Source organism: Intrasporangium sp., from assembly GCF_036566125.1.
In the GTDB taxonomy this organism is placed as follows: domain Bacteria; phylum Actinomycetota; class Actinomycetes; order Actinomycetales; family Dermatophilaceae; genus Intrasporangium.
The window spans coordinates 1-24,264 of sequence record NZ_DATCWX010000265.1 but is presented as its reverse complement, the minus strand read 5'-3'; the positions used below and the strand labels follow the sequence as shown (position 1 = coordinate 24,264).

At 70.1% G+C, this 24,264-nt stretch carries 22 protein-coding genes; 5 read left to right on the top strand and 17 right to left on the bottom strand.

What is annotated here, in order from left to right; genetic code table 11:
• The first annotated feature begins 343 nt into the window (after positions 1-343).
• The 3 genes from VIR15_RS16475 (at position 344) to VIR15_RS16465 (ending at position 2,956) form a co-directional block, all read left to right on the top strand.
• Positions 344-1,330: a methionine ABC transporter ATP-binding protein gene (locus tag VIR15_RS16475; RefSeq protein ID WP_331929715.1), complete on the top strand. Its 987-nt coding sequence runs from the start codon at positions 344-346 to the stop codon at positions 1,328-1,330.
• On the top strand, positions 1,327-2,007 hold the full coding sequence (locus VIR15_RS16470; protein ID WP_331929683.1) for a methionine ABC transporter permease: 681 nt from the start codon (positions 1,327-1,329) through the stop codon (positions 2,005-2,007). The genes VIR15_RS16475 and VIR15_RS16470 overlap by 4 nt, the downstream gene beginning before the upstream one ends.
• A 106-nt stretch (positions 2,008-2,113) precedes the next feature.
• The gene (locus VIR15_RS16465; RefSeq protein ID WP_331929681.1) at positions 2,114-2,956 is read left to right on the top strand and encodes a MetQ/NlpA family ABC transporter substrate-binding protein; all 843 of its coding nucleotides are present in this window, start codon (positions 2,114-2,116) and stop codon (positions 2,954-2,956) included.
• 12 nt (positions 2,957-2,968) lie between these two features.
• Here the strand turns inward: VIR15_RS16465 and VIR15_RS16460 are convergent, their stop codons facing one another.
• From VIR15_RS16460 to VIR15_RS16385, 16 genes are all read right to left on the bottom strand, one after another.
• On the bottom strand, positions 2,969-3,424 hold the full coding sequence (locus tag VIR15_RS16460; RefSeq protein ID WP_331929679.1) for a flavodoxin family protein: 456 nt from the start codon (positions 3,422-3,424) through the stop codon (positions 2,969-2,971).
• A gap of 130 nt (positions 3,425-3,554) precedes the next feature.
• Positions 3,555-6,311, bottom strand: coding sequence for a magnesium-translocating P-type ATPase (gene mgtA / locus VIR15_RS16455; RefSeq protein ID WP_331929713.1), 2,757 nt, complete (start codon positions 6,309-6,311; stop codon positions 3,555-3,557).
• A 174-nt stretch (positions 6,312-6,485) separates the two neighbouring features.
• Positions 6,486-6,908, bottom strand: coding sequence for a transcription antitermination factor NusB (gene nusB / locus VIR15_RS16450; protein ID WP_331929677.1), 423 nt, complete (start codon positions 6,906-6,908; stop codon positions 6,486-6,488).
• 5 nt (positions 6,909-6,913) lie between these two features.
• The gene (efp, locus tag VIR15_RS16445; protein ID WP_331929675.1) at positions 6,914-7,477 is read right to left on the bottom strand and encodes an elongation factor P; all 564 of its coding nucleotides are present in this window, start codon (positions 7,475-7,477) and stop codon (positions 6,914-6,916) included.
• Positions 7,478-7,617: 140 nt separating this feature from the next.
• The gene (locus tag VIR15_RS16440) at positions 7,618-8,466 is read right to left on the bottom strand and encodes a dioxygenase family protein (protein ID WP_331929673.1); all 849 of its coding nucleotides are present in this window, start codon (positions 8,464-8,466) and stop codon (positions 7,618-7,620) included.
• A gap of 125 nt (positions 8,467-8,591) precedes the next feature.
• Positions 8,592-9,029 (bottom strand): type II 3-dehydroquinate dehydratase, encoded by a 438-nt coding sequence (aroQ, locus tag VIR15_RS16435; protein WP_331929671.1) that lies wholly within the window; start codon positions 9,027-9,029, stop codon positions 8,592-8,594.
• A gap of 125 nt (positions 9,030-9,154) precedes the next feature.
• Complete coding sequence (aroB, locus tag VIR15_RS16430; protein WP_331929669.1) at positions 9,155-10,243, bottom strand: 3-dehydroquinate synthase; 1,089 nt, start codon at positions 10,241-10,243, stop codon at positions 9,155-9,157.
• Positions 10,240-10,767: a shikimate kinase gene (locus tag VIR15_RS16425; protein WP_331929667.1), complete on the bottom strand. Its 528-nt coding sequence runs from the start codon at positions 10,765-10,767 to the stop codon at positions 10,240-10,242. Before VIR15_RS16425 ends, aroB begins: the two co-directional genes overlap by 4 nt.
• Positions 10,761-11,978, bottom strand: a complete 1,218-nt coding sequence (gene aroC / locus VIR15_RS16420) for a chorismate synthase (protein ID WP_331929665.1) — start codon at positions 11,976-11,978, stop codon at positions 10,761-10,763. Before aroC ends, VIR15_RS16425 begins: the two co-directional genes overlap by 7 nt.
• 60 nt (positions 11,979-12,038) lie before the next feature.
• A complete protein-coding gene (locus VIR15_RS16415) occupies positions 12,039-12,614 on the bottom strand; it encodes an NADPH-dependent FMN reductase (protein ID WP_331929663.1) in 576 nt (191 codons plus the stop codon).
• Positions 12,615-12,692: 78 nt separating this feature from the next.
• Positions 12,693-13,394 (bottom strand): prepilin peptidase, encoded by a 702-nt coding sequence (locus tag VIR15_RS16410; protein WP_331929661.1) that lies wholly within the window; start codon positions 13,392-13,394, stop codon positions 12,693-12,695.
• A complete protein-coding gene (locus VIR15_RS16405) occupies positions 13,391-14,227 on the bottom strand; it encodes a shikimate dehydrogenase (protein ID WP_331929659.1) in 837 nt (278 codons plus the stop codon). The genes VIR15_RS16410 and VIR15_RS16405 overlap by 4 nt, the downstream gene beginning before the upstream one ends.
• 16 nt (positions 14,228-14,243) lie before the next feature.
• The gene (mltG, locus tag VIR15_RS16400) at positions 14,244-15,467 is read right to left on the bottom strand and encodes an endolytic transglycosylase MltG (RefSeq protein WP_331929657.1); all 1,224 of its coding nucleotides are present in this window, start codon (positions 15,465-15,467) and stop codon (positions 14,244-14,246) included.
• Positions 15,464-15,961: a Holliday junction resolvase RuvX gene (gene ruvX, locus VIR15_RS16395; RefSeq protein WP_331929655.1), complete on the bottom strand. Its 498-nt coding sequence runs from the start codon at positions 15,959-15,961 to the stop codon at positions 15,464-15,466. The genes mltG and ruvX overlap by 4 nt, the downstream gene beginning before the upstream one ends.
• A 2-nt stretch (positions 15,962-15,963) precedes the next feature.
• Positions 15,964-18,636 carry an alanine--tRNA ligase gene (gene alaS / locus VIR15_RS16390; protein WP_331929653.1) on the bottom strand — a complete coding sequence of 891 codons (2,673 nt, stop codon included), beginning with the start codon at positions 18,634-18,636 and terminating at the stop codon, positions 15,964-15,966.
• 719 nt (positions 18,637-19,355) lie between these two features.
• On the bottom strand, positions 19,356-20,756 hold the full coding sequence (locus tag VIR15_RS16385; RefSeq protein WP_414654972.1) for a replication-associated recombination protein A: 1,401 nt from the start codon (positions 20,754-20,756) through the stop codon (positions 19,356-19,358).
• A 39-nt stretch (positions 20,757-20,795) separates the two neighbouring features.
• On the opposite strand from VIR15_RS16385, the gene VIR15_RS16380 reads away from it, so the two are divergent.
• Both VIR15_RS16380 and VIR15_RS16375 read left to right on the top strand, forming a co-directional pair.
• Positions 20,796-23,000 (top strand): MMPL family transporter, encoded by a 2,205-nt coding sequence (locus VIR15_RS16380; protein WP_331929651.1) that lies wholly within the window; start codon positions 20,796-20,798, stop codon positions 22,998-23,000.
• Between the two features lie 7 nt (positions 23,001-23,007).
• Positions 23,008-23,799 (top strand): GNAT family N-acetyltransferase, encoded by a 792-nt coding sequence (locus VIR15_RS16375; RefSeq protein ID WP_331929649.1) that lies wholly within the window; start codon positions 23,008-23,010, stop codon positions 23,797-23,799.
• 138 nt (positions 23,800-23,937) lie between these two features.
• On the opposite strand, the gene VIR15_RS16370 is transcribed toward VIR15_RS16375, so the two are convergent.
• The coding region (locus VIR15_RS16370; protein WP_331929647.1) for an amino acid--tRNA ligase-related protein at positions 23,938-24,264 on the bottom strand (327 nt) is incomplete at its 5' end.

Here is a 24,264-nt window from a genome sequence, read left to right as displayed (position 1 = left end):
ATAAGTTCGTATTATGCAAAGGTGATCCTCGCCGTGATGCCCCGCTGCTTCGACACCGGCCCTTCGCGCCGAATGTGTCGCGCTGCGTGCGGGCCGGCGCTGGCGGCCTGACCTCCCCGGAGGCCCGGACCCGATCCGATCGCAGGCCCGCTGCGGCGAGCGAAGCCGCGGCCACCAGGGCACGAGGCCGTGCCCGAACCCGTCATGGCGAGCGACGATCTCCCGCGTCGCAGTCCTGCCATGGCGGCCACCACCAGTGCAGCAGCCAGGAGCATCACACGTGCCACCCACACCAGAGCCACCCACCGCCGGGCCGGCGGGGAGCGAGCCCCAGATCCAGCCGCTGATCCAGCTTCACCAGGTCCACAAGGAGTTCCGGACCCGGCGCGGCCCGGTCGTCGCGCTCGATGACATCACCCTCGACGTCCCAGCCGGGCAGATCCACGGCATCGTCGGCCCGTCCGGCGCCGGCAAGTCGACCCTGATCCGCTGCCTCACCGGCCTCGAGCCACCGACGAGCGGAGAGGTCCGCATCGATGGCATCCGGGTCGACCAGCTGCGCGGTAAAGCGCTACGCCTGGCCCGCCGGTCGATCGGCATGGTCTTCCAACACGTCAACCTGCTCGACTCGCGCACCGCTGCGCAGAACATCGCGCATCCCCTCGAGATCGCCGGCGTCCCCCGTGTAGAGCGCGCCGCCCGCGTGGCCCAGCTCCTCGACCTCGTCGGGCTGCGCGACCGGGCCGACAGCCACCCCGCCCAGCTGTCCGGCGGGCAGAAGCAGCGCGTCGGCATCGCCCGCGCCCTCGCGACGAGGCCGCCGGTACTGCTCTGCGACGAGCCGACCTCGGCGCTCGACGCGGAGACGACGCGCCAGATCCTCGACCTGCTCCGATCACTGCGCGACCGGCTCGGCATCACCGTCGTCATCATCACCCACGAGCCCTCGGTCGTCCGCGAGGTGTGCGACGCCGTGACCCTGCTCGACCATGGCCGGGTCGCACAGTCGGGTCCGCTGCTCGACGTCGTCACCTCTGGCGACACACCGCTCGCCCGAGCACTCGTCCCCCTGCCGCCGAGCGACCCCGACCTCGCCGGACGCCTTGTCGAGGTCAGCCTCGGCGGGTCGTCGCGGTTGCGCAGCGTGCACGACGTCGTCGCGGTGCTCGGGGCATCGGGCATCAGCGCCGACATCGCCGCCGCGACGCTCGAGACGCTCGACGGCGAACGGATCGGCCGGATCCAGCTGGAGGTCCCCAACGCCGACGATGCCCGTCGCGCCACGGCCCTGCTCGGCGAGGCGGGCCTGACCGCGGGGGTCGCCGCATGATCACTGGCGATGGCACCTGGCTCGACAACCCGGTCATCAGCCAGGGTATGTGGCCGGCCACCCAGGAGACCCTCCTGATGACCCTGCTCGCCACTGTCTTCACGCTCATCGGTGGGCTCCCGCTCGGCGTGCTGCTCCACGTGACGGCGCCCAGCGGCCTGCGTCCCGCAGCAACGCTCAACCGCGTCCTCGGCGCGGTCGTCAACGTCGGCCGCTCGCTGCCGTTCCTCATCCTGATGATCGCCATCATCCCGTTCACCCGCTTCGTCGTCGGGACGAGCGCCGGCTGGCAGGCGGCGGTCGTACCGCTGACGCTCGGCGCAATCCCCTTCTACGCCAGGCTCGTCGAGACGTCGCTGCGCGAGGTGTCCTCGGGCAAGGTCGAGGCCGCGCAGATGATGGGCGCGACCGACGGCCAGACCATCCGGCAGGTCCTCGTCGCCGAAGCCGCGCCGGGAATCGTCGCCGGTCTCACGACGACCGTCATTGCCCTCGTCTCCTACACCGCCATGGCCGGCGCGGTCGGCGGCGGCGGGCTCGGCGCGACGGCGATGTCATACGGCTACAACCGGTTCCAGAGCGACGTGATGATCGTGGCCGTCGTCCTGCTCGTCGTCATCGTCCAGCTCGTCCAGATGACAGGCGATTTCGTCGTCCGTCGTATCGATCATCGCTGACGCGCGCCCCGTCGTCGGCACCCAGCCCACCACGCAACCGCACCAACAAAGCCAACCGAGCTCAGCGGCATACCGCTGAATCTTCTTGTCACGAAAGGAAACCACCATGTCCACCTTCCTCCGTACCACAGCCGTTCTCGCCGCTGGAGCGCTCGCGCTGGGCGCCTGCGGCGCCGGTGGCTCGGCCGAGGCGTCCGGCCCGAAGACGGAAGGCGGCGTCACGACCATCAAGGTCGGCGCCAGCCCCACGCCGCACGCGGAGATCCTCCAGTTCGTCCAGGACGACCTCGCCGCCAAGGCCGGGCTCAAGCTCGACATCAAGATCTACGACGACTACGTCCAGCCCAACGTCCAGCTCGCCGAAGGTGCGCTCGACGCGAACTACTTCCAGCACTTGCCCTACTACGAGGCACAGGTCAAGGAGAAGGGGTACGAGTTCGCGCACTTCGCCGGCGTGCACCTCGAGCCGTTCGGCCTCTATTCCACGAAGGTGAAGAACCCGGGCGAGCTCGCGGACGGCGCACAGGTCGGCATCAACAACGACCCGTCCAACCAGGGCCGCGCGCTCGAGCTGCTCGCCCAGGCGGGCCTCATCACGCTCAAGGACGGCAAGGACGCGACGAACGCCACGCTCTTCGACATCGCGACCAACCCGAAGAACCTCGAGTTCAGGGAGACCGACCCGGCCCAGCTCGTGCGGTCCCTGGACGACTTCGACGCGGCAGTCATCAACGGCAACTACGCGCTCGAGGCAGGGCTCTCCCCCAGCAAGGACGCGATCCTCGTCGAGTCGGGCGAGGACAACCCCTATGCGAACTTGGTCGCCGTCCGCAAGGACGAGCAGGACAACGCGGCGCTGAAGAAGCTCGACGAGCTGCTGCACTCCCAGGAGGTCAAGGACTTCATCACCAGGACCTGGGCCGATGGGGCGGTCCTGCCCGCGGCCTGACCCGCCCGCCGGTCAGCCCATGAGCGTGGCGGCCAACGTGCCACCGAGCTCGTAGGCCGCCTCCCGCTCGTCCCGGCCCACCGGACCGGTGATGAGCACCGGCGCAGCGGCGAGGGACCACCCGAGGGCGCCCGCGATCGACTCGACCGATCGTCGGGCGCCCTCGACGTCGTTGTTGCCGTGGATCCAGAAGCCATACGGCAAAGCCGGTTTTGCGTCCAGGACTGGGTAGTAGACGGTGTCGAAGAAGTGCTTCATCGCCCCACTCATGTAGCCGATGTTCGCGGGTGTGCCCAGGAGCACACCGTCAGCGGCGAGCACGTCGCTCGCGGTCGCGGAGAGCGCCGGGTGCACGTCGACCTCCACGTCCTCGATCCCCTCGGCACGCGTGCCCTCCAGCACCGACTCGAGCAGCTCGCGGGTCGCCGGCGAGGCCGTGTGGTGGACGACGAGCAGACGCGCGGTCACCCCGCCAACCTAGCCGCATGCCTCCCACCACAGCGCTCCGGTCGGCTCCTCCCGCCCTCCTCGTGAAGTGTGCAGGTCGCGCCGGTTCGGGACCGCCGACACATGGAAACGCACGGAGAGTCATGGAGAGTCACGGAGCCGGGCGCGTCGGCCGCTTGGCTCGGCGTCTCGCCCGTTGCGGTGCAGGTTCCCGAGCACTGAACCGCGCGGCCCGGCGGTGGACCCGCCGAGGGTGCGGGACCACCGGGCCGGCACCAGGAGGGCGCGGCCTGGTCACCGCGGGGGTGGGAGGCGGAGCCGGTGCCGCGGCAACCCGACGGAAGAACCGCCCCTTGGCGAGCTCGGCAAGGACGAGGTAGGTGATGACCAGACCGACGATCGTCGCGAGCACTCCGCCTGGCAGGGGCACGAACCCGAGCCCCGTGGACAGGGGCGTGAACGGCAGGAGAGCCCCCAGCAGGACGCAGCCGACGACCGACGCGAGCAGCCCGACGCTGGGCCGGCTCCGGAAGAACGGCGTCCGGCGGGTGCGGATCACGAAGACCACGAGGGACTGCGTGGCGAGCGACTCCACGAACCACGCCGTCTGGAAGAGGGACTCCGACGCGTGGAAGCCCCACAGCATCAGGGCGAACGTGCCGAAGTCGAAGATCGAGCTGAGGGGCCCGAAGAAGAACATGTAGCGCCTGATCAGCCGCAGGTCCCAGTGCGACGGCCGGTGCAGCTGCTCCGGGTCGACGGTGTCTCCGGGGATCGCGAGCTGGCTGGCGTCATAGAGCAGGTTGTTGAGGAGCACCTGGGAAGGCAGCATCGGCAGGAACGGCAGGACAGCCGAGGCGCCCGCAGCGGAGAACATGTTCCCGAAGTTGCTCGATGTCCCCATCAGGACGTACTTGATGGTGTTGGCGAAGATCCGCCGGCCCTCGACGACCCCCTCGGCGAGCACTCCGAGGTCCTTCTCGAGCAGGACGATGTCTGCGGCGTCCTTCGCGACGTCGGTCGCCGTGTCGACACTGATCCCGATGTCGGCCGCGTGGATGGCCGGGGCGTCGTTGACGCCGTCGCCGAGAAAGGCCACGTCGAGGCCGTGGGACCGTTGGGCCCGCACGATTCGAGCCTTCTGCTCCGGCGAGACTCGCGCGAAGATGCCGCTCTCCGCCACGGCCGCCGCGAGCCCGACATCGTCGAGCCCTTCGATCTCGTCGCCGGTCAGGACCCGCCGCTCGGGCAGGCCGAGCTCCGAGCCCACGGCATGCGCAACGAGCGGGTTGTCGCCAGTGATCACCTTGACGTCCACCCCAAGGTCGTCGAGACGGCGCAGGGCGGCCCGCGCGGTGGCCTTGGGGGCGTCGAGGAAGACGAGGTAGCCGACCAGCTCGAGTCCGCTCTCGTCATCCGGAGTCGGATCGACACTGGACAGCCACGGCCGGCGAGCCACGGCGACGACACGACCACCCGCCTCGAACTCGCGACGCAACGCGTCCTCCGCACCGGCCGGCACATCGACGCACGCGGCGAGCACCTGCTCCGGCGCCCCCTTCGTCACCAGCCATCGACCTCCGTCGGCCTCCTCGACGACCACCGACACGCGCCGTCTCACGTGGTCGAACGGGAGGGTGGACACCCGGGTGGTGGCGCGCACCGCCTCCAGGTGGTCTGCCGCGCGCGGCGACTCCCACAGGGCCACGTCCAAGGGGTCACCGCCGCCGTATGCCGCTGGGCCGCCACCGCGTCCACGAGCCCCGCCGCTGTCACTTCCCTCATCAGGCGGCGTGCTGTTGCAGAGCATCCCGAGGCGAACGACATCGCCGCTCCGAGTGCCAGTCGGCCGGGCGGGGACGGCTCGCATGAAGCTGATCCGACCCTGTGTGAGGGTGCCGGTCTTGTCGGTCATGAGGATCTGGATGTCGCCGAGGTCCTCGATGCACACGAGACGCTTGACGAGCACCTTCCTGCTGGCCAACGCGCTCGACCCCGCCGCGAGGCTCGCCGACACGATCGCTGGCAACAGCTGCGGTGTGATGCCCACTGCGATGGCGAGCGAGAAGAGCACGGCGTCGATGAACGGCCGGTGCAGCGCGAGGTTCGCAACGAGGACAAACGTCGTCAGCACGCCGGCGACGACGACGAGCATCCCCGAGAACTTCCGCAGCCCGACCTGGAACTCCGTCTCCTGGTGCCGCGTCCCGAGCGCCACGGCAATCTGGCCGAACTGCGTGCTTGCCCCAGTCGCGACGACGACTCCGGTGCCCGTTCCGGCGGACACGACGGTGCCCATCCAGGCGACCGTGGTTCCATCACCGCGCCCCGGCACCTCCTCGTCGGCGGACCGCGTCGCGTCAGAGTCCTTGGCGACGGGCAGGGACTCACCGGTGATCACTGACTCGTCGCACTCGAGGTCCACTGCCGAGAGCAGGCGAAGGTCAGCCGGGACGACCTCGCCGAGCTGCAGGTGGATGACGTCACCGGGGACGACGGCAGCCACGTCCACCCGGGCCGGACCTCCGTCTCGGACGACGGTGACAACGTGCCGGATCCTCGAGTGCAGCGCCTCCGCCGCAACGGCGGCGCGGTACTCGTTGACGAAGCCGAGGCCCACGGAGGCCGTCAGGATGACGGCGATGATGATTGCGTCGGTGCGCTCGCCGAGGAAGAACGAGGCCACGGCAGCCGCGACGAGGAGCACGAGGAGCGGCGAGCGCAGCTGTCGCACCAGGACGACCCCCCACTGGGCCCGGTGGTTGCGCACCGCGTTGGGGCCGACGGCCGCGAGACGTCGGGCCGCCTCCTCGGAGGTGAGCCCGTGCATGGTCGTGCCCATCCGGTCGACCACCTCTGCGGCGGGCCGGTGCTGCGCCTCGGCAGCCGACCACTGCAAGCCGGACACTCGAGACCCAACCCGCTGGTCGGACGATGTCCCCACGCCCCCAGCATGATGCGGGATACGCGCGCCGTCAGGCGATTGCGGCCCCGCCGCACACGCCGTCCCCCTCGAACCGGCGTGCCAGGCGCGCGGTATGTCGCGCCTTGGGCACGCGCGCACGTGAGCCGGTCCGCCGGGTCAGACGATGGTTGCCTTCACCTCGGACAGGCGGGCGAGCAGACCGTTGACGAAGGTCGGCGACTCGTCGGTCGATAGCTCGGTCGCGAGCGCGACCGCTTCCGAGATCGCGACGGCGTCGGGGATGTCGTCGTTGAAGAGCACCTCCCAGGCGCCGATCCGCAGGATCGCGCGGTCGACGGCGGGCATCCGGTCGAGCGTCCAGCCCTGGCTGTAGTCGGTGAGCGCGGCGTTGATGTCGCCCCACTTCCCGACGACTCCCCGCACCAGCTCGGCGGTGTAGGGGTTGTTGCCCGCGCGGGACCCCGAGGTCGCGGAGTCGCGGAGCCGCTCGTCGAGCAGCGCCTCCGCGTTGAGCCCCCGCTGGTCGGCCTCGAAGAGGATGTCGAGGGCGCGGGACCGGGCTTTCGTGCGTGCGGCCAAGGCGATCAGTCGTTGACGCGGCCGAGGTACGACCCGTCGCGGGTGTCGACCTTGACCTTGGTCCCGGTCTCGAGGAAGAGGGGCACCTGGATCTGCGCGCCGGTCTCGAGTGTGGCCGGCTTCGTGCCGCCGGTGGAGCGGTCGCCCTGGAGGCCCGGCTCGGTGAAGGTGATCTCGAGGACGACCGAGGCGGGCAGCTCGACGTAGAGCGGCGTGCTCTCGTGCGTGGCGACGATGGCGTTCTGGTTCTCCAGCATGTAGTTCGCGGCGCTGCCCACGGTCGCCTCGGGCACGTGGATCTGGTCGTACGTGTCGGTGTCCATGAAGACGAAGTCGGAGCCGTCCTTGTAGAGGTACTGCATCGTCCGCTTGTCGACATTGCTGGTCTCGACCTTGACGCCTGCGTTGAAGGTCTTGTCGACGGTCTTGCCGGACACGACGTTCTTGAGCTTGGTGCGCACGAAGGCGGGCCCCTTGCCCGGCTTGACGTGCTGGAACTCGACGACGGACCAGAGCTGCCCGTCGAGGTTGAGCACCAGGCCGTTCTTCAGGTCGTTGGTCGTTGCCATGGGTGAGTAGTCGCTTTCGTATGCCGCTGGGCTCGCTCACGCGTGCTCGTGCACGCGGGTGCCCCACACGTTTGAGAGAAGGTGGCGGGAGTTGCCGCGCAAGTCTAACGGCGGCGGTGCTCGATCGCGGAATCGCGCGGTCAGACGCCGATGGTCAGATGTGCCGTCCAGCCCTGGTCGTTGTCGCCGGACATCGTCGCGAGCTGATGGCGTCCCCCGTCGTCACGGAAGACGTTGTCGGTGGCCAGCGAGAGCCCGCTCAGGTTGCGGATGCTCGCGTCATAGCCGTTCGTGCCGTAGACCGCCTCGCACGCCGCCTGAGGCAACGCCAACTGCGAGGTCTTGACGATGGGACCGCTCGATGTCGCATCCGCCACGCGCTCATAGACCTCGAAGTGCACGTGCGGCCACCGCCCCGGATAGCAGCCGGGATAGACGGAACTGAACGTGGACGTTCCCGTGGCATCGGTCGCCTGGACGCCACGAAGGTAGTTCTCCTCCTCGACGCCGCTGGAGTACATCGAGTAGTTGCCGTCCCGGTCGCAGTGCCACACGTACACCGCGGCTCCGACCAGGGCCTGGCTCGTCCCCGCGTCCTTCACCGTGATCCGGATGGCCAACGGGACACCTTCCGCCACCCGCATGGAGGTGCCGAAGCTGCCGCGGATGTCCGAGCGCACGATGCCCGAGTCGTCGAGGACGTTCTCCCCGCTCGAGCCGTCCCCGGGGAACGGTCCCGCAGTCTCGTCCGGCACCTCGACGAGCTGACCGCCACCGGATGCCGGAGTGCTGCCATCTGTCGTGGCAGTCGTCGCCGGGCTCGTGGCGGCGGTCCGTGACGACGGCTCGGCTGACGTGCACGCCGCGAGGGCGCCGGCCAGACCGAGGCCGCCCATCAGGGCGATGGCCCGCCGGCGGTCGAGAAGCGTGGCCAGGTCGAAGGCGAGCCCCTGGTCATGCACGTGGTCGTGCTCGTCGAATGCGTCCATCACGGCCCTCCTTCAAGGGGCGTCAGCTGGTGATCGGCCCCGCTCTGTCCAGCAGCCTTGGTGCGGAGTCCATGCCGGTCATGTGACTCGACTGTGCGGTCCGTGTGGTCCGTGTGATCCGCGGCTCAGACCAGGGCCCGGAGCCCGAGCAGGTAGGACTGGAGGCCGAAGCCGGCGATCGTGCCGGTCGCGACGGCGGCGACGACGGACGTCTGCCGAAATGCCTCTCGCGCAGCGGGATTCGACAGATGCACCTCGACAAGGGACCGGCCGCTCGTGGTCACGATGGCGCAGGCGTCGCGGACGGCGTACGAGTAGTGCGTGAACGCACCGGGGTTGAGCACGACGTCCGCACGCTCGTCGACCGCCTCGTGGAGCCAGTCGATGAGCTCCCCCTCGTGGTTGGTCTGCCGACAGTCGGCGATGAGACCGAGGTCCCGCGCCTCCCGCTGGACGGCGGCGTGGATGTCGTCGAGTGTGTCGGACCCGTAGACGTCGGGCTCGCGCGAGCCGAGCCGGTTGAGGTTGGGTCCCGAGAGGACGAAGACCGTGGGTGCCGTCATGGCGGGAGTCTAGAAGCAGATCCCGTATGCCGGTGGGCTGGCAGGGAGCCAACCCCTGATCGAGTGAACAGCTTCCGGGAACGGCGACCCCGAAAGCTGTTCATTCGATCGTGAGGGGGTGCGGGTCAGGCGTGTGCGACGAGGTGGTATGCCTCGCGGAGCAGCTCGTCGGACGGGCCGACGAGCCGGGTGGGCCGGGCCAGGCCGTCGAGGACGACGAACCTCAACGTCGAGCCGCGGGACTTCTTGTCCCGCCGCATTGCCGTCAGCAGTGCGTCCCAGCGGTCGCCCCGGTAGGTCGTCGGGAGCCCGACGGACTCGAGGACCGTCCGGTGCCGCGCCACCAGCTCATCGCCCTCCGGGCCGGACACGTGACCGGAGAGCCGGGCGAGCTCGGCGGCGTAGACCATGCCGACGCTGACGGCCTCGCCGTGGCGCCAGGTGTAGCCCTCGACCTGCTCGACCGCGTGCCCGAACGTGTGCCCGTAGTTGAGGATCTCGCGCAGCCAGCTCTCCTTGAGGTCCGCGGCGACCACGTCGGCCTTGACCTGGATCGAGCGCTCGACGAGCTCGCGCAAACGTGGGTTGTCGTGGCGGCGGGCCGCGAGGGGGTCGGCCTCGACGAGCTCGAGGATGACCGGGTCCGCGATGAAACCGGCCTTGATGATCTCTGCGAGGCCGCCCACGAGGTCGGCCTCTGGCAGCGTCGTCAGGACGTCGACGTCACAGAGCACACCGGCCGGCTCATGGAAGGAGCCGACGAGGTTCTTGCCCTCGGGCGTGTTGATCCCGGTCTTGCCTCCGACCGCCGCATCGACCATGCCGAGCACCGTGGTCGGGACCTGGACGACCTGGACGCCGCGCAACCACGTCGCGGCGACGAAACCCGCCAGGTCGGTCACGGTGCCCCCACCGACGCCGACGATCGCGTCGCTCCTCGTGAACCCCGCGTCGCCGAGCCGGCCCCAGAGCGAGGCGGCGACGGAGGACGTCTTGGCGGACTCGGCGTCGGGCACCTCGGCGAGCTCAGCGGCATACCCCTTGTCGGTGAGCGTCCGGGCCACCCGCTCGCCAAGGCCGGCCAGCGTCGGGGGGTGCACCACGAGGACACGCTCGACGCCGTCCGCAAGCAGGTCGGTCACTCGTGAGAGAACCCCCGAGCCGACGAGGACGTCGTAGCGGCCACCGACCGAGATGGTGGTGACGTCGCTCATGCGGTGGCCGACTCGAGCAGACCGGCGATCTCCTCCGCTATGTCGGCGGGCTGCCGACCCGCCGTGTCGACCCGGTGGGTCGCAACGCGCTGGTAGGTCGCACGCCGGGCGTTCATCATGGCGACCCAGGACGCCCGCGGGTTGACGGTGAGCAGCGGACGCGAGCGGTCGAAGCCGATGCGCTTGCTCGCGTCGGCAATGGCGACGTCGAGGAAGACGACGACGTGGCCGACGAGGGATGCCTCGGTCTGCGGGTCCATCACGGCTCCGCCACCGAGGGCAACGACACCCGGTTCCTGCGCGAGGGCCCGCGCCACCTCTGTCCGCTCGAGCTCGCGGAAGGCTGGCTCGCCGTCGTCGACGAAGATGTCCGAGATCGACTTGCCGGCCGTTGCCTCGATCGCCGCGTCGGTGTCGTGCAGGGGCGCGCCGAGCCGCTCCGACAGGGCCCGGCCCACGGTGGTCTTGCCCGATCCCGGCGGCCCGACGAGGACGACAAGCGGGCGGTTCACCGGCGTCACCATGTGCGCAGGCTCTCGGGGATCGCCGCGAGGTACGCGGCATGGTTTCGGGCCGTCTCGCTGACCGAGTCGCCGCCGAACTTCTCCACGCAGGCCTCCGCGAGAACGAGGGCGACCATCGCCTCGGCGACGACCCCCGCCGCCGGGACGGCACAGACGTCGGAACGCTGATGGATGGCGGTGGCTGCCTCGCCCGTCGCGACGTCCACCGTCGCCAACGCGCGAGGGACAGTGCTGATCGGCTTCATCGCCGCGCGCACCCGGAGCGGCTCGCCGGTCGACATGCCGCCCTCGGTCCCGCCAGCTCGACCCGTGCGCCTGCTGATCACACCGTCGACGACGTCCATCTCGTCGTGCGCCTGCGAGCCGCGGCGACGCGCGGTCTCGAAGCCGTCACCGATCTCGACGCCCTTGATGGCCTGGATGCTCATCAGGGCAGCGGCCAGGCGCGCGTCGAGCTTGCGATCCCAGTGGACGTGGGAGCCCAGACCCGGGGGAAGTCCATAGGCGACCACCTCGACGACGCCGCCCAGCGTGTCGCCGTCCTTGCGGGCGGCGTCGACCTCAGCCACCATCGCGGCGGATGCGTCGGCGCCGATGGCGCGGACGGGGTCGGCGTCGAGGCGCTCGACGTCGTCAGGGGTCGGCACCGCGCCGGTCCGGTCCGCCGCGGTCCCGATGGCGACGGTGTGCGACACGAGCCGGATGCCATAGGCCTGCTCGAGGAGCCTGGCCGCCACCTCTCCGAGGGCGACCCGGGCCGCCGTCTCCCGTGCGGAGGCTCGCTCGAGGACCGGCCGTGCATCGGTATGACCGTACTTCTGCATGCCGACGAGGTCGGCGTGGCCGGGACGAGGTCGCGTCAACGGCTTGTTGCGCGCGAGCTCCTTCTCTGCGTTGACGTCGTCTGCCGCGGCGAGGGCCTCGGCGCTCACCGGGTCCGGGCTCATGACCGTGGTCCACTTGGGCCACTCGCTGTTGCCGATGCGGATGGCGATGGGTGAACCGAGCGAGACCCCGTGACGCAGGCCGCCCAGGAACTCCACCTCGTCCTGCTCGAACTTCATCCGTGCGCCGCGACCGTAGCCCAGTCGCCGGCGGGCGAGCGCGTCCTGCACGTTCTTGGCGGTGACCTCGACACCGGCCGGCAGGCCCTCGATCACCGCCATGAGGGCGGGACCGTGCGACTCACCGGCGGTCAACCATCGCAGCATGGGACGATCCTCCCACGCGTCTCGCGGGCGCCCGGGCGCGCGCCCGCCAACCGGGATGGCTCAGAGCTCGTCGGGCGGCAGGACGGTGAGGACGCGCGCGATGAACTCGTGGAACTCCTGCATGTAGGTGCGCAGGAAGGACTCCAGCTCCGGGTTGTTGATCTCCCCGTCCGCGCCGTAGTCCTCCGGCTTGAAGTGGATGTAGGCCTCGACCGCGTTCATGAGCGGGCTGTTGCAGAAGGCCATCACCTGCTTGAGGCTCTGCTGGGCGACCGCTGTTCCGATGGCGCCCATCGAGGCGCCGATGACGGCGGACGGCTTGCGGGCGAAGGAGTTCTGCCCCCAGGGGCGGCTGGCCCAGTCGATCGCGTTCTTGAGCGCGCCGGGGATGGACCGGTTGTACTCGGGGCTGACGAAGAGGACCGCATCGACGCCGGCGATGGCCTCCTTGAGTGCCCGGCCCTCGGGCGGGTAGTCGGCGTCGTAGTCGTAGCTGTAGAGCGGGAGGTTGCCGATGGGGATCTCCGTGAACTCCATGTGCTGGGGAGCGACCCGGAGCAGCGCCTTCGACAGCGTGCGGTTGATGGAGCCCTTGGCGAGGCTGCCGACGAAGTAGCCAACTTTCTGCGTGGTCATCCTGTGGACCCTTCTCCTCGGCGGGACGCGTAACGGGACACGTACCCCGTTCGGCGAGGCCCACCGCGTGCGGGCAGATCAGAAGAGCGGGCGGATCTCGACGAGGAGTCCGAGAAGGGCTCCCACCAGCATCCACGGGCCGAAGGCGATGTGGTCCTTGCGGGATCCTCGCCGCAGCACGATCCGGCCGAGACCGTAGACGCCCGAAAGGAGAAACGCCGCGTAGGTCGCGATGACCGGCGCCCACGGCGAGAGGTAACCGGTGGCGATGCCGATGAGCCCCGCGAGGGTGACGTCTCCGAGGCCGAAGCCACTGCGCAGCAGGGCGGCGACCAACGCCAGCAGGAAGTAGATCCCCCAGAGCACCGCGCCCGCGATGAGTGCCCGGCGCAGGGCCGCCCAGTCTCCGGAGGCCAAGGAAGCCAGGGCCAGCTGACCGACGAGCATGGGATAGGCGGGTCGCGTCAGGCCGTGCGGGAGCCGGTGGACGTCGGCGTCGACCCAGGCCAGACCTACGCCGACCGTGGCGAAACCGAGGTACGCGGGGGCGAGGGCGTATTCGGAGTCCGGCCCGAACCGCCACGCGAGCAGGCCCCACAGCACCGCGAGGGTCGCCGCCACGACCCACCGCGGGGCGCGGGGGCCCGGCCCGGTCTCGTGGTCCAGCCGGTAGCCGAGGGTCGCGAGACGCTTCCCGAGGACCCACCCGACGACGCCGCCCGCCGCGCACAGGGCTGCGACGTACCACCACGGAGTCGGTGGGAAATCGACCCAGGTCACGCGTCGGCCCCGGGCCGCTGCCGCCTTCGCCACGCGAGCTCGCGGTCGAGCGCGTCCGCCATCGCTTGGAGCGGCGCCGAACGCCCGGTCATGAGCGAGACCTGCTCGGTCGCCTGGTGCAGGAGCATGACCGTGCCCTCCTGCACCGTCCAGCCTGCGCCCGCAGCCGCGGTCTGCAGGGGCGTGCGCCCCGCTCCGTAGACGACGTCCAGCACGGTGCGAGGGCTCTCGTCGCGATCCGACCGCGGGAACGCTTCGAGGCCGGTGACCGCCGCCGGGGGCACGGTGCTGATGACGACGTCGCTCAAGGACCACTGCCCCATCGGCACCTCCGAGACGGTGATGCCTGCACGACGTGCTTGGTCGACCGTTTCCGACCGCGCGCTTGTGCGCACCATGAAGGTGATGTGTCGGGTGCCCGACGAGGCGAGCGCGGCCACCGCGGAGCGGGCCGTCGCGCCGCTGCCGATGATCGTCGCGTCAGTCGTGTCGTGGCATCCCGCGTCGAGCAGCGCGAGCGCGATGCCGTTGACGTCGGTGTTGTGGGCCGTCCAGCCGCCTGATCCCCGCACGAGGGTGTTGGCAGCCGCGGTGTCCTCCGCGGTGGCCGTGACATGGGAAGCCGCGCGAAGGGCCACCTCCTTGAGCGGCATCGTCAGCGAGAGCCCACGCCACTCGTCATCGAGGTCGGCGAGCGCGGCGTCGAAACCCGCCTCGTCGACCTCGCGCGCCTCATAGGTCCAGTCGGGAAGGCCGAGAGCCGCGTAGGCAGCCCGGTGCAGGACCGGGGAGAGAGAATGCGCGATCGGCGACCCCCACACCGCGCACTTCACGCCGCGGCCGCCACGCTCAGCACTGGCCCTTGTTCGCCTGGCACCACTTCTGGAACTCGGCGACGTTCGCCTGGTGCTCCTCGTAGGTGACGGCGAACTTGGTCGTCCCCTTGATCGGATCGACCGTGACGAAGTAGAGCCACGGACCGGGAGCCGGCTGGGCCGCAGCCTGGATCGCGCTCTCGCCCGGGTTCCCGATCGGCCCCGGCGGCAGTCCCGTCACCTGGTACGTGTTGTAGGGGCTCTTGCTGGCCCGGTCCGCATCCGTCGTCGTGATGCCGTGCTTGCCGATTGCGTAGTTGACCGTGGAGTCGAACTGGAGCTGCATGTCCTGGGCGAGCCGATTCTCGACGACTCGAGCGACCTTCGGGCGGTCCTCGGCGAAGCGGGCCTCCGCCTCGACGAGACTCGCCACGATCATGGTGCGCTCCATCTGCTCCGGAGTCACCCCGAGCGCCTCGAGGCGCTTCGTCGACTCCGCGACCATCGTGCGCAGGTGGTCGACGGCCGTGGTGTCCGGCTCGAACTCGTAGCTCGCCGGGAAGAGATATCCCTCGACGTTGCCCTTCGCCGAGGCCGGCAACCCGAGTCCGGCAGCGTCCTTGGCCGCCTTGGCATATTCCGCGACGGGGATTCCCGTGGCCTTGGACAGGATCGGGTAGACCTCCTTGGCCCACTTGCCCTCCGGTACCACGACCTTGGTCACGATCCTGTTGGCCGGGTCGACGAGGATGGCGAGCGCGTCGGTCGCCTTCATCTGGGTGCGCATCTCGTAGACACCGGGCTGTATTCCGGCGCTCTTCGGATCCTCGCTCGCCGCCTCGATGAACGCCTTCGTCGTCTTGACGACGTCCTGGTCGGCGAGGACCGTCGCGATGGCCGATCCCCCGGCGCCCTGCGCCACGGTGACGCGCACCGAGCCCGAGCCCGGACCGGGGTAGTCGTTCGGCTCGAAGAACCCCACGACAACCGGGCGCAGGTAGGTGTAGGCGATGGCCACTCCCCCGCCGACGATGGCCAGGGCCAGCACGATGACGGCAAGACGGCGCAGCACGGAGGGCTTGCCTCGGGAGGTCTTGCCCCTCCGTTTGGCCGCGCGCTGCGCAGCGAGCTCGGCTTCTTTCGCCTCTCGGCGGGTCCGCGGCGGTGGCGCCGGCGCGACTGCCTCTTGCTCGCGGCCGTTGGCGTCGGCGGACTCTTCATGTTCACCGAAGATGGAGGCCTCGAGATGGTCCTTCATCGTCGACGTTCCTTCTTCCGTGCCTTGCCGAGCGAGACGATCTCACCCGTTGGCCTGCCCGACAAGGCTTCCGCGTCGAGGGCCGACTGGAGGATCAGCACGGCGGCAGCTTGGTCGACGACGGACCGTTGTCCCCGACCCGGCACACCGCTGTCGTGCAGTCTCTTGTGCGCCGCCACCGTGGTCAAGCGCTCGTCGACGAGCCGCACCGGCACCGGCGCGACCCTGGCCGCCAGCTGCCCGGCATAATCCCGGGCAATCCGGGCGGCCGTGCCTTCCTGGCCGGACAGCAGCCTCGGGAGGCCGACGACCACCTCGACGGCGGCCCGTGCGGCCACGAGGGCGGCGATCCCTTCGACATCGGCGCCACCGCGCTCGTCCCGGGGCAAGGTCTCGACGGGGTGCGCGAACGTGCCCGAAGGATCGGAGGCGGCGACGCCGACGCGAGCGTTGCCCACATCGACGCCGATCCGCACACCGGTTCGGACGCTCACGGTCACGCGCCTCGTTGGCGGAGCTGCTCCTCGACGGCGCCGAGCGCGGTCGAGACCATCGAGAGGTCGGTGCCGCCGCCCTGGGCGATGTCGTCCTTCCCGCCGCCGCCGCCCCCGAGGAGCTGTGCGGCGGTCTTGACGAAGACACCGGCCTTGAGGCCGATCTCGCGGCCGCGCTCGTTGGTCGCGACGATGACGATGGGCCGGCCGTTGGCGACGCCCGCCATGGAGACGAGCGACGGCCGGTCGTTCCCGAGGCGGCGGCGCACCTCCAGGACGAGGCCGCGCAGGTCGTCGGCCGTGACATCCGGTCCCGCGTCGTGGCTGACGAACGTCACGCCGCCGAAGTCGCGAGCCGTGGCGACGAGTCCGGGCGCGGCGCCGAGGACCTGGGCCTGCTTGACCGCTGCGATCTCCTTCTCGGCCTCCTTGAGCTTGGTCAGGATGCTTGCGATCCGGTCGGGCAACTCTTCCTTGCGCACCTTGAGCTGGTCGGTGAGCTGCCCGACGATCGCCGCCTCGCGGGCCAGGTAGTGATACGCATCGGAGCCGACGAGCGCCTCGACCCGGCGGACGCCGGAGCCGATCGACGCCTCGCCGAGGAGCTTGACGACGCCGAGCTGGCCGACCCGCAGGGCATGCGTGCCACCGCAGAGCTCACGGGACCACTCGCCGATGGAGACGACCCGGACCCGGTCACCGTACTTCTCGCCGAACAGCGCCAACGCACCCATCCGACGGGCCTCGTCGAGCGACATGACGTCGGCCATGACGGGCAGGTCGTCGAGCAGGACCGCGTTGACCTTGGCCTCGATATCCGCCATCGCCTCGTGCGGCACGGGACTCTGCGCCTTGAAGTCGAAGCGCAGCCGGCCCGGCGAGTTCTCCGAGCCCGCCTGCGTCGCCGTGTCGCCGAGCTCCTCCCGGAGCGCCTGGTGAACCATGTGCGTCGCGGTGTGCGCGCGGGAGACGGACCGACGCCGGGCGACGTCGACGACCGCCTCGGCCTCGGCACCCATGACCGCCTCCCCCTCGATGACCGTCGCGCGGTGGACGATGAGGCCGTTGATCGGCTTCTGCACGTCCCGCACCTCGATGAGCGCACCGCCTGCGAGGCGGATCCGCCCGTGGTCGGCAAGCTGACCACCGGCCTCGGCATAGAGCGGCGTGCGGTCGAGCACGAGCTCGACCTCGTCGCCCGCGTTCACCGACTCGACGAGCTCTCCGTCGTGGATGAGTCCGCGGACACGGGCCTCGGAGACCACTTCGTCGTACCCGGTGAACTCGACCTCTCGACCGAGCTGGTCCGCGAGCCGGCGGTAGACGGACACGTCGCCGTGGGTCATCTTCTTCGCCTTGGCGTCGGCCTTGGCCCGGTCGCGCTGCTCGGCCATGAGCCGCCTGAACCCCGCCTCGTCGACGTTGAGGCCCTGTTCGGCCGCCATCTCGAGGGTGAGGTCGATCGGGAAGCCGTACGTGTCGTGCAGCTGGAACGCCTCGGTGCCACCGAGGGTCCCCGACCCGCTGGACTTGGCCCGGGCAACCGCGACGTCGAGGATCGTCGTGCCCGCGCTCAGCGTCCGGTGGAACGCATCCTCCTCCGCGTACGCGACCTGGCTGATCCGGGCAAAGCCGGACTCGAGCTCGGGGTATGACGCGCGCATCTGCTCCTTGCTCACGGGCAGCAGGTGCTCGAGAGTCGGGGCGTCCACGCCGAGCAGGCGCATCGAGCGGACCGCGCGCCGGATCAGCCGGCGCAGCACGTAGCCCCGGCCCTCGTTGCCGGGCGTGACACCATCGCCGATCAGCATGAGCGCGGAGCGCACGTGGTCCGCGACGACCCGGAACCTGACGTCGTCCTCGCGGTCGGCCCCGTAGCGGCGACCGGACAGCTCCTCGGCGGCCGCAATGACCGGGAACACCTCGTCGATCTCGTAGAGGTTGTCGACGCCCTGGAGCAGGTAGGCGACCCGCTCGAGTCCCATACCGGTGTCGATGTTGCGCTTCGGCAAGGGGCCCGCGATGTCGAAGTCGTCCTTGGCCCGGACCGCGGACAGGTCGTCCTGCATGAACACGAGGTTCCAGAACTCGAGGTACCTGTCCCCCGCCTCCCAGTCACGGTCGGCGCCGAACTCGGGGCCGCGGTCGATGAGGATCTCGGAGCACGGGCCACCCGGCCCGGGGACGCCCATGTTCCAGTAGTTGTCCTTCTTCCCGAGGCGCACGATGCGGTCGTCGGGCAGCCCCGCGACCCGCTTCCAGAGCGCGATCGCCTCGTCGTCCTCGTGGTAGACCGAGGCGTAGAGGTCCTTCTCGTCGAACCCGTAGCCACCGTCGTGCTGCGGCCTCGTCACGAGCTCCCAGGCGAGCTCGATGGCGCCTTCCTTGAAGTAGTCGCCAAAGCTGAAGTTGCCGTTCATCTGGAAGAACGTGCCGTGTCGCGTCGTCTTGCCGACCTCTTCGATGTCGAGGGTTCGCACGCACTTCTGCACGCTCGTCGCACGGGCGTACGGCGGCGTCTCCTGACCGAGGAAGTACGGCTTGAACGGCACCATGCCGGCGTTGACGAACAGGAGATTGGGGTCTTCGTGCACGAGGGGCGCACTGGGCACGATGGTGTGGCCCCGGCTCTCGAAGAAGGCGAGCCAGCGTCGCCTGATCTCGGCGGTTTCCATGGTGGTGAGGTCCTTGCTGATGTGGGTGGATGAGGTCGGGGCGGGGTCAGACCGCGCTCACGCGCGCGTGACTGACCCCCGGAGAGCTCGTGCCCACCGGACGGCTCGTGCACCCACTCGGCCCGAGGCCTGCGGGACGGTCATCTCGCACCCATCCATGGCCTATAACCCTAGCCGACATGCGGGATACCCCGTGATCCGTTGTCGACTGGCCCACCGCCTGTGGCGGCTCTGACAGCCTTGGCGCAAGACGACCGAGGACGCGCGATCTGCCAATGAACCAGGCTCGAGCGAGGATCTCAAGGCGACCTTGCTGGGTTACCTGCAGGGCGCCCGGGACGCCGTCTGTGGAAGCTCGACGACCTGTCCGACTACGACGTGCGGGATCCGCTGACGCTGGACTGCGGCGCAACGCGACCAACCTGCCACCCGGCGACGAGGCCTGGTGGGAACCGCCTACCGCGAGCGGCTCGAAGCGGTCGCGGCGTCGTTTCGCTGACCATCCGCTCCGCGCCGCTTTGCGGCGAGGGCAGCCACTGACGCAGCCACACCGTCCGGAACACACCCGGATAGCGACTGCCCAGTCCGCCTGCAACAGGGACGGGCACGCGGTATCCGGGTGTGTTGCTGAGTCGGGTCAGCGGGCGAGCCCTGTGGTGGCAGGACTTCGGACTTCTTCTGCCGTATGCCGCTGAGTCGGGTTATCGACGAACCGGCCGTCAGCCGTCCTGCCGAGCCGCCTTCCCCAATCGCTCGTCGAGCCACTCCATCCTGGCCCTGAGCCGCTCCTCGAAACCCCGGTCCGTCGGCGCGTAGTACGCCGTCTGGCCATCGAGGTCATCGGGCAGATACTGCTGCCGGGCCACGGCGTCCGGCTCGTCGTGGGCGTAGATGTAGCCGGCTCCGTGCCCCAACCGCTCTGCGCCGGCATAGCCGCTGCCTCGCAGATGCGGCGGAACGGCACCGCCCCGGCCCGCGCGAACGTCCGCAACCGCGGCGTTGATGCCGTTGTAGGCAGCGTTCGACTTCGGCGCCAGCGCGTTGTGGACAACGGCCTGCGCCAGGATGATCCGTGCCTCGGGCATCCCGATCTGGGCGACGGCGTGCATCGCCGCAACGGCCGTCTGCAAGGCGGTGGGGTCCGCCATGCCGATGTCCTCGCTCGCCGCGATGACGACTCGACGCGCGATGAAGCGAGGGTCTTCGCCCGCCTCGAGCATGCGCGCCAGGTAGTGCAGGGCAGCGTCGACGTCACTGCCGCGCATGGATTTGATGAGCGCGCTGGCCACGTCGTAGTGCTGGTCACCCGCCCGGTCATAGCGGACGGCCGCGTGTGCGATCGCCTGCTCCACGTGGGCGAGGGTGATGGGCACTGGCGAGTCGTCGATGAGTCCGGCCGGTTGGGCGTCGAGGGCAACCCCCGCTCCGGCCTCCAGTGAGGTCAGTGCGCGACGAGCGTCGCCGCCCGACGTCCGGACCAGGTGGTCCATGGCGTCGGCGTCCAGCGTGTGCGCTCCCGCGAACCCTCGCTCGTCAGCCAGTGCGGACTCCACGACCTCGCGGATCTCCTTGTCGGACAGGGGTTTCAGTGTCACGAGAACGGAGCGGGACAGGAGCGGGGCAATGACGCTGAAGGACGGGTTCTCCGTGGTCGCGGCCACGAGGATGACGGTCCGGTTCTCGACACCGGGCAGCAGGGCGTCCTGCTGCGCCTTCGTGAACCGGTGGATCTCATCGAGGAAGAGGACGGTCTGGCGGCCGTAGAGGTCACGCTCCCGGATGGCGGACTCCATCACGGCCCGCACGTCCTTGACCCCGGCCGTCACGGCGGACAGCTCGACGAAGCGCCGATCCGCCGCCGTCGCGACGAGGTGCGCGAGCGTCGTCTTGCCGGTCCCGGGCGGGCCCCAGATGATCGCCGAGAGGGGGCCAGCTGCTCCCCCACTGCCCTCGATGAGGCGCCGCAGTGGGCTGCCCGGGCGCAGCACCGCCTGCTGGCCACGGACCTCCTCGAGCGAGCGAGGCCGCATCCGGGCCGCGAGCGGGGCACCGCCCGCCGAGGCCGGCAGCCCCTCGCGCTCCGCCGCCGAGGCAGCACCGAAGAGGTCGTCGGTGGTCACTGTGGAAGGCTATCTGGCGTGCGAGAAGGATCCACCTCGATGCAAGCCCCCGGACCCGAGTTCTCGACCGCGAGCCGGACGTTCCTCGCGCGCCTCGGCCGCCACACCGGGCAGCACCCGCTGTGGTGGGTCGTCGGATGGGTCGTCGCCGCCCTCCTCTGCTTCGCCATCGCGGTCGGCGGCGTCACCGGGGAGTCCCTGTTCAAGCGGCTGACGTCGGGCGAGCCTCGAGTGCCCGGACAGTCCCAGACCGCGCGGGACATCATCGAGTCGGTCGAGCCCTCCCAGGACAACGTGATGCTCCAGGTCGCCGGGGCTCCGCTGGACAACCCCCGGGCCGTCGCCGCCGCTACCGCCGCATCAGCGGGTCTCATGGACGTCCCCGGAGTCGTCTCGGTGCGTTCGCCGCTCCTTTCGCCCAAAGGGCTCGACGACCCCGAGGTCCGACCGCTCCTTGCTGGCGGCACGCCGGAGTCCGGGCGCTTCCTCACGATCGTCGACCTCGATGAGGGGCTCAGTGGCAGCGAGCTCGATACGGCGCGGTCGGCGGTGGAGGCACGGCTGGCGGACGTGGCGCAGGCCCTCCCGGGCGCGACGGGCTCGGTGGGCAGCTACCACCACGTCCTCAAGGCGGTCACCGGCACGATCGAGCGCGACCTCGTGCGCGGCGAGGGGATCGCGCTTCCACTGACGTTCCTCGTCATGATCTTCGTCTTCGGGGGCTTCGTCGCCGCCGGTATGCCGATCGCCGGCGCCATCACCTCCATCGGCGGCGCCCTGCTGTCCCTCTTCGCCTTCTCCCACGCCCTCGATCTCGACGCCACCGTCGTCAACATCGTGACCCTGCTCGGACTCGGCCTCTCGATCGACTACGGCCTGCTCACCGTCAACCGGTTCCGGGAGGAGCTGGCCACGATCGCGCCCAGCCGTTCGCCAACACGCGAGGAGGTCGTCCTCGCCGCCGAGCGGACCGTGGCGACCGCCGGCCGGACCGTCCTCTTCTCGGGCATCACTGTGGCGATCGCCCTTTCTGGCCTACTCATCTTCGAGGCTGAGATCATGCGGGCCATCGGCCTCGCCGGCGTCAGCGTCGTGCTCGTGGCGATGGTCGTGGCCGTCACCCTCGTGCCAGCGCTTGCGGTGCTCGGCGCCAAGCGCCTGAGCCGCAAGGCGTCGCGGGCGGTCGAGGACACCGGTGTGTTCTCGCGGCTCGCGGTCGCTGTCCAGCGCCGACCCGTCACCGTCATCCTCACGGGCGTGGTCCTCCTCGTGGCAGCGGCTCTGCCGACGCTCGACATGCGGCTCACCGCCTCCGGCACAGAGCTGCTCCCCGTGACTGCACCGCAACGGGTCTTCTTCGACACCCTGCGCAGCGACTACCCCGACCTCGCGGCCCCAGAAGTCACCGTCGTCGCTCGCTCCTCCGACACCGCGGCCGTGACGGCGGCCCTTCGGCCGTTACGCGACGAACCGGGGGTCACGGACCTCACCGTCCGCCCGCTCGGGACCGACTACCAGCTCGCCGGCTTCCACGTCGAGGGGCACCCGACCTCGGACGAGGCCCAGGATCTCGTCACGAAGATCGCCGGCTTGAAGCCCGGCTTCGAGACCTGGGTCACGGGTCAGGCGTCCGGGCAGCTGGACTTCCTCGACTCGATGAGCCGGGGCGCCCCCTACGCCGTGGCCCTCGTCGTCCTCGGCACGTTCGTCCTGCTGTTCCTCATGACCGGCTCGGTCGTGATCCCCGTCAAGGCCCTGCTCCTCAACGTCATCTCACTCGGTGCCGCGCTCGGCGTCGTCGTCTGGATCTTCCAGGACGGGAACCTGGAGGGGCCGCTCAACTTCACGTCCGTGGGAGCGGTCGAGTCGATGGTGCCGTTCCTCGTCCTCGCGTTCGGCTTCGGCCTGTCGATGGACTACGAGGTGTTCCTCCTGTCCCGCATCACGGAGGAGTACCACGCAGGAGCGCAGAGCGACCGGGCGGTTTCCCTGGGCTTGCAGCGGACCGGGCGGATCATCACCTCGGCCGCGCTGCTCATCATCATCGTCTTCGCCGGGTTCATCGCCGGGGACATCCTGATCATCAAGCAGATGGGGGTCGCCCTCGTTGCCGCTGTGGCCATCGACGCCACGATCGTCCGGATGCTCCTCGTCCCGGCGACGATGACCGTCCTCGGCCACTGGAACTGGTGGGCTCCGGCACCGCTGCGCCGCCTGCACCACCGATTCGGCATCAGGGAGTGATCGACGGATGACCGACCCGCGCCAACGGGTGCGCGCCATCCGCCTGACCACCAACGCCGAGCTGCTGGCTGCAACCGACGGTGACGCCTTCGTCCGCTACGACCTGCCCGACCCCCTCGAGGGCCCCGGCTGGTCGCTCGGCACCGCCGTCATCGCCCCGCGCCGGACGCACACCCGCCGCCTCGGCATCGTCGTCATGGGGCGGCCGGACGACGTCGAGCAGCTCGCGACCGACCTGGCCGACCAGCACTTCTTCGACGACCCTCGTCTGCTCCACGCCACCGTGGAGCGGACCGCCTTCCCGGCCTTCGCCCGCGTCGTGCCGCTCACCGAGGTGGGGGGCGACTGGGAGTGGATGTGTGCACGGACCGATCCGCCCCGGGTCCCCGGCGAGGACCGCGTCATCGGCCTCGACGCGGCCGACGAAGAGGAGATCCGAGCCCTCCTCGAGGTCGCCAACTCGCGCACGGACGCACGCCCCTTCGAGACCCCGGGACAGCGATGGGTGGGGGTTCGCGACGCCGACGGCACCCTCGTCGCGTGCGGCGTCCGGGACGAGACCGTGGCGGGCATCCCGATCCTCGAGGGGATCACCGTCCGAGCGGACCAGCGCGGCACGGGACTGGGCCTCGCCGTCACGGCGAGCCTGACGCGCGAGGCGGTCCGTTCGGACGGCGTCTGCACCCTCGGCATGTACTCCGACAACGACGTGGCCCGGCGGCTCTACCACGGGCTCGGCTATGGCGAGGACCACGTGTGGTCGAGCCGGCGCCTCGCATCGTCGCAACACACCCGGTAACCGCGCGCTCCTGCCTGCTGCAGCCGGGGGTGGCAGTACGCAAACGGGTGTGTTGCGGGGGTGGGGGCCGGCCCCACGAGGACGTATGCCGCTGGGCTCAGCGAGCTCAGCGGCAAACGTCCTACCGTGGTCGGGTCGTCAGACCCGTGCCGTCGACGGCTCGGGGGCAGCGTCGACCCCCGCCTCCTTGCGCTGCTCGGGCGTGATCGGCGCAGGTGCGGCGGTGAGCGGGTCGAACCCACCACCGGACTTCGGGAAGGCGATGACGTCGCGGATCGACTCCGTGCGCGCGAGGAGCGAGACGATCCGGTCCCAGCCGAAGGCGATCCCCCCGTGCGGCGGCGCGCCGTACTGGAACGCGTCGAGGAGGAAGCCGAACTTCTCCTGCGCCTCCTCATGGCCGATCCCCATGACGTTGAACACCCGCTCCTGGACGTCGCGGCGATGGATACGGATGGAGCCGCC

What these genes read in the sequence shown, in the direction of transcription:
- VIR15_RS16470 (WP_331929683.1), top strand. Translation starts at nt 1,327, where the DNA reads ATGATCACTGGCGATGGCACCTGGCTCGACAACCCGGTCATCAGCCAG.
- VIR15_RS16465 (WP_331929681.1), top strand. Translation starts at nt 2,114, where the DNA reads ATGTCCACCTTCCTCCGTACCACAGCCGTTCTCGCCGCTGGAGCGCTC.
- efp (WP_331929675.1), bottom strand. Translation starts at nt 7,477, where the DNA reads ATGGCAACGACCAACGACCTGAAGAACGGCCTGGTGCTCAACCTCGAC.
- VIR15_RS16440 (WP_331929673.1), bottom strand. Translation starts at nt 8,466, where the DNA reads ATGGACGCATTCGACGAGCACGACCACGTGCATGACCAGGGGCTCGCC.
- aroQ (WP_331929671.1), bottom strand. Translation starts at nt 9,029, where the DNA reads ATGACGGCACCCACGGTCTTCGTCCTCTCGGGACCCAACCTCAACCGG.
- aroB (WP_331929669.1), bottom strand. Translation starts at nt 10,243, where the DNA reads ATGAGCGACGTCACCACCATCTCGGTCGGTGGCCGCTACGACGTCCTC.
- VIR15_RS16425 (WP_331929667.1), bottom strand. Translation starts at nt 10,767, where the DNA reads ATGGTGACGCCGGTGAACCGCCCGCTTGTCGTCCTCGTCGGGCCGCCG.
- aroC (WP_331929665.1), bottom strand. Translation starts at nt 11,978, where the DNA reads ATGCTGCGATGGTTGACCGCCGGTGAGTCGCACGGTCCCGCCCTCATG.
- VIR15_RS16415 (WP_331929663.1), bottom strand. Translation starts at nt 12,614, where the DNA reads ATGACCACGCAGAAAGTTGGCTACTTCGTCGGCAGCCTCGCCAAGGGC.
- mltG (WP_331929657.1), bottom strand. Translation starts at nt 15,467, where the DNA reads ATGAAGGACCATCTCGAGGCCTCCATCTTCGGTGAACATGAAGAGTCC.
- alaS (WP_331929653.1), bottom strand. Translation starts at nt 18,636, where the DNA reads ATGGAAACCGCCGAGATCAGGCGACGCTGGCTCGCCTTCTTCGAGAGC.
- VIR15_RS16380 (WP_331929651.1), top strand. Translation starts at nt 20,796, where the DNA reads ATGCAAGCCCCCGGACCCGAGTTCTCGACCGCGAGCCGGACGTTCCTC.
- VIR15_RS16375 (WP_331929649.1), top strand. Translation starts at nt 23,008, where the DNA reads ATGACCGACCCGCGCCAACGGGTGCGCGCCATCCGCCTGACCACCAAC.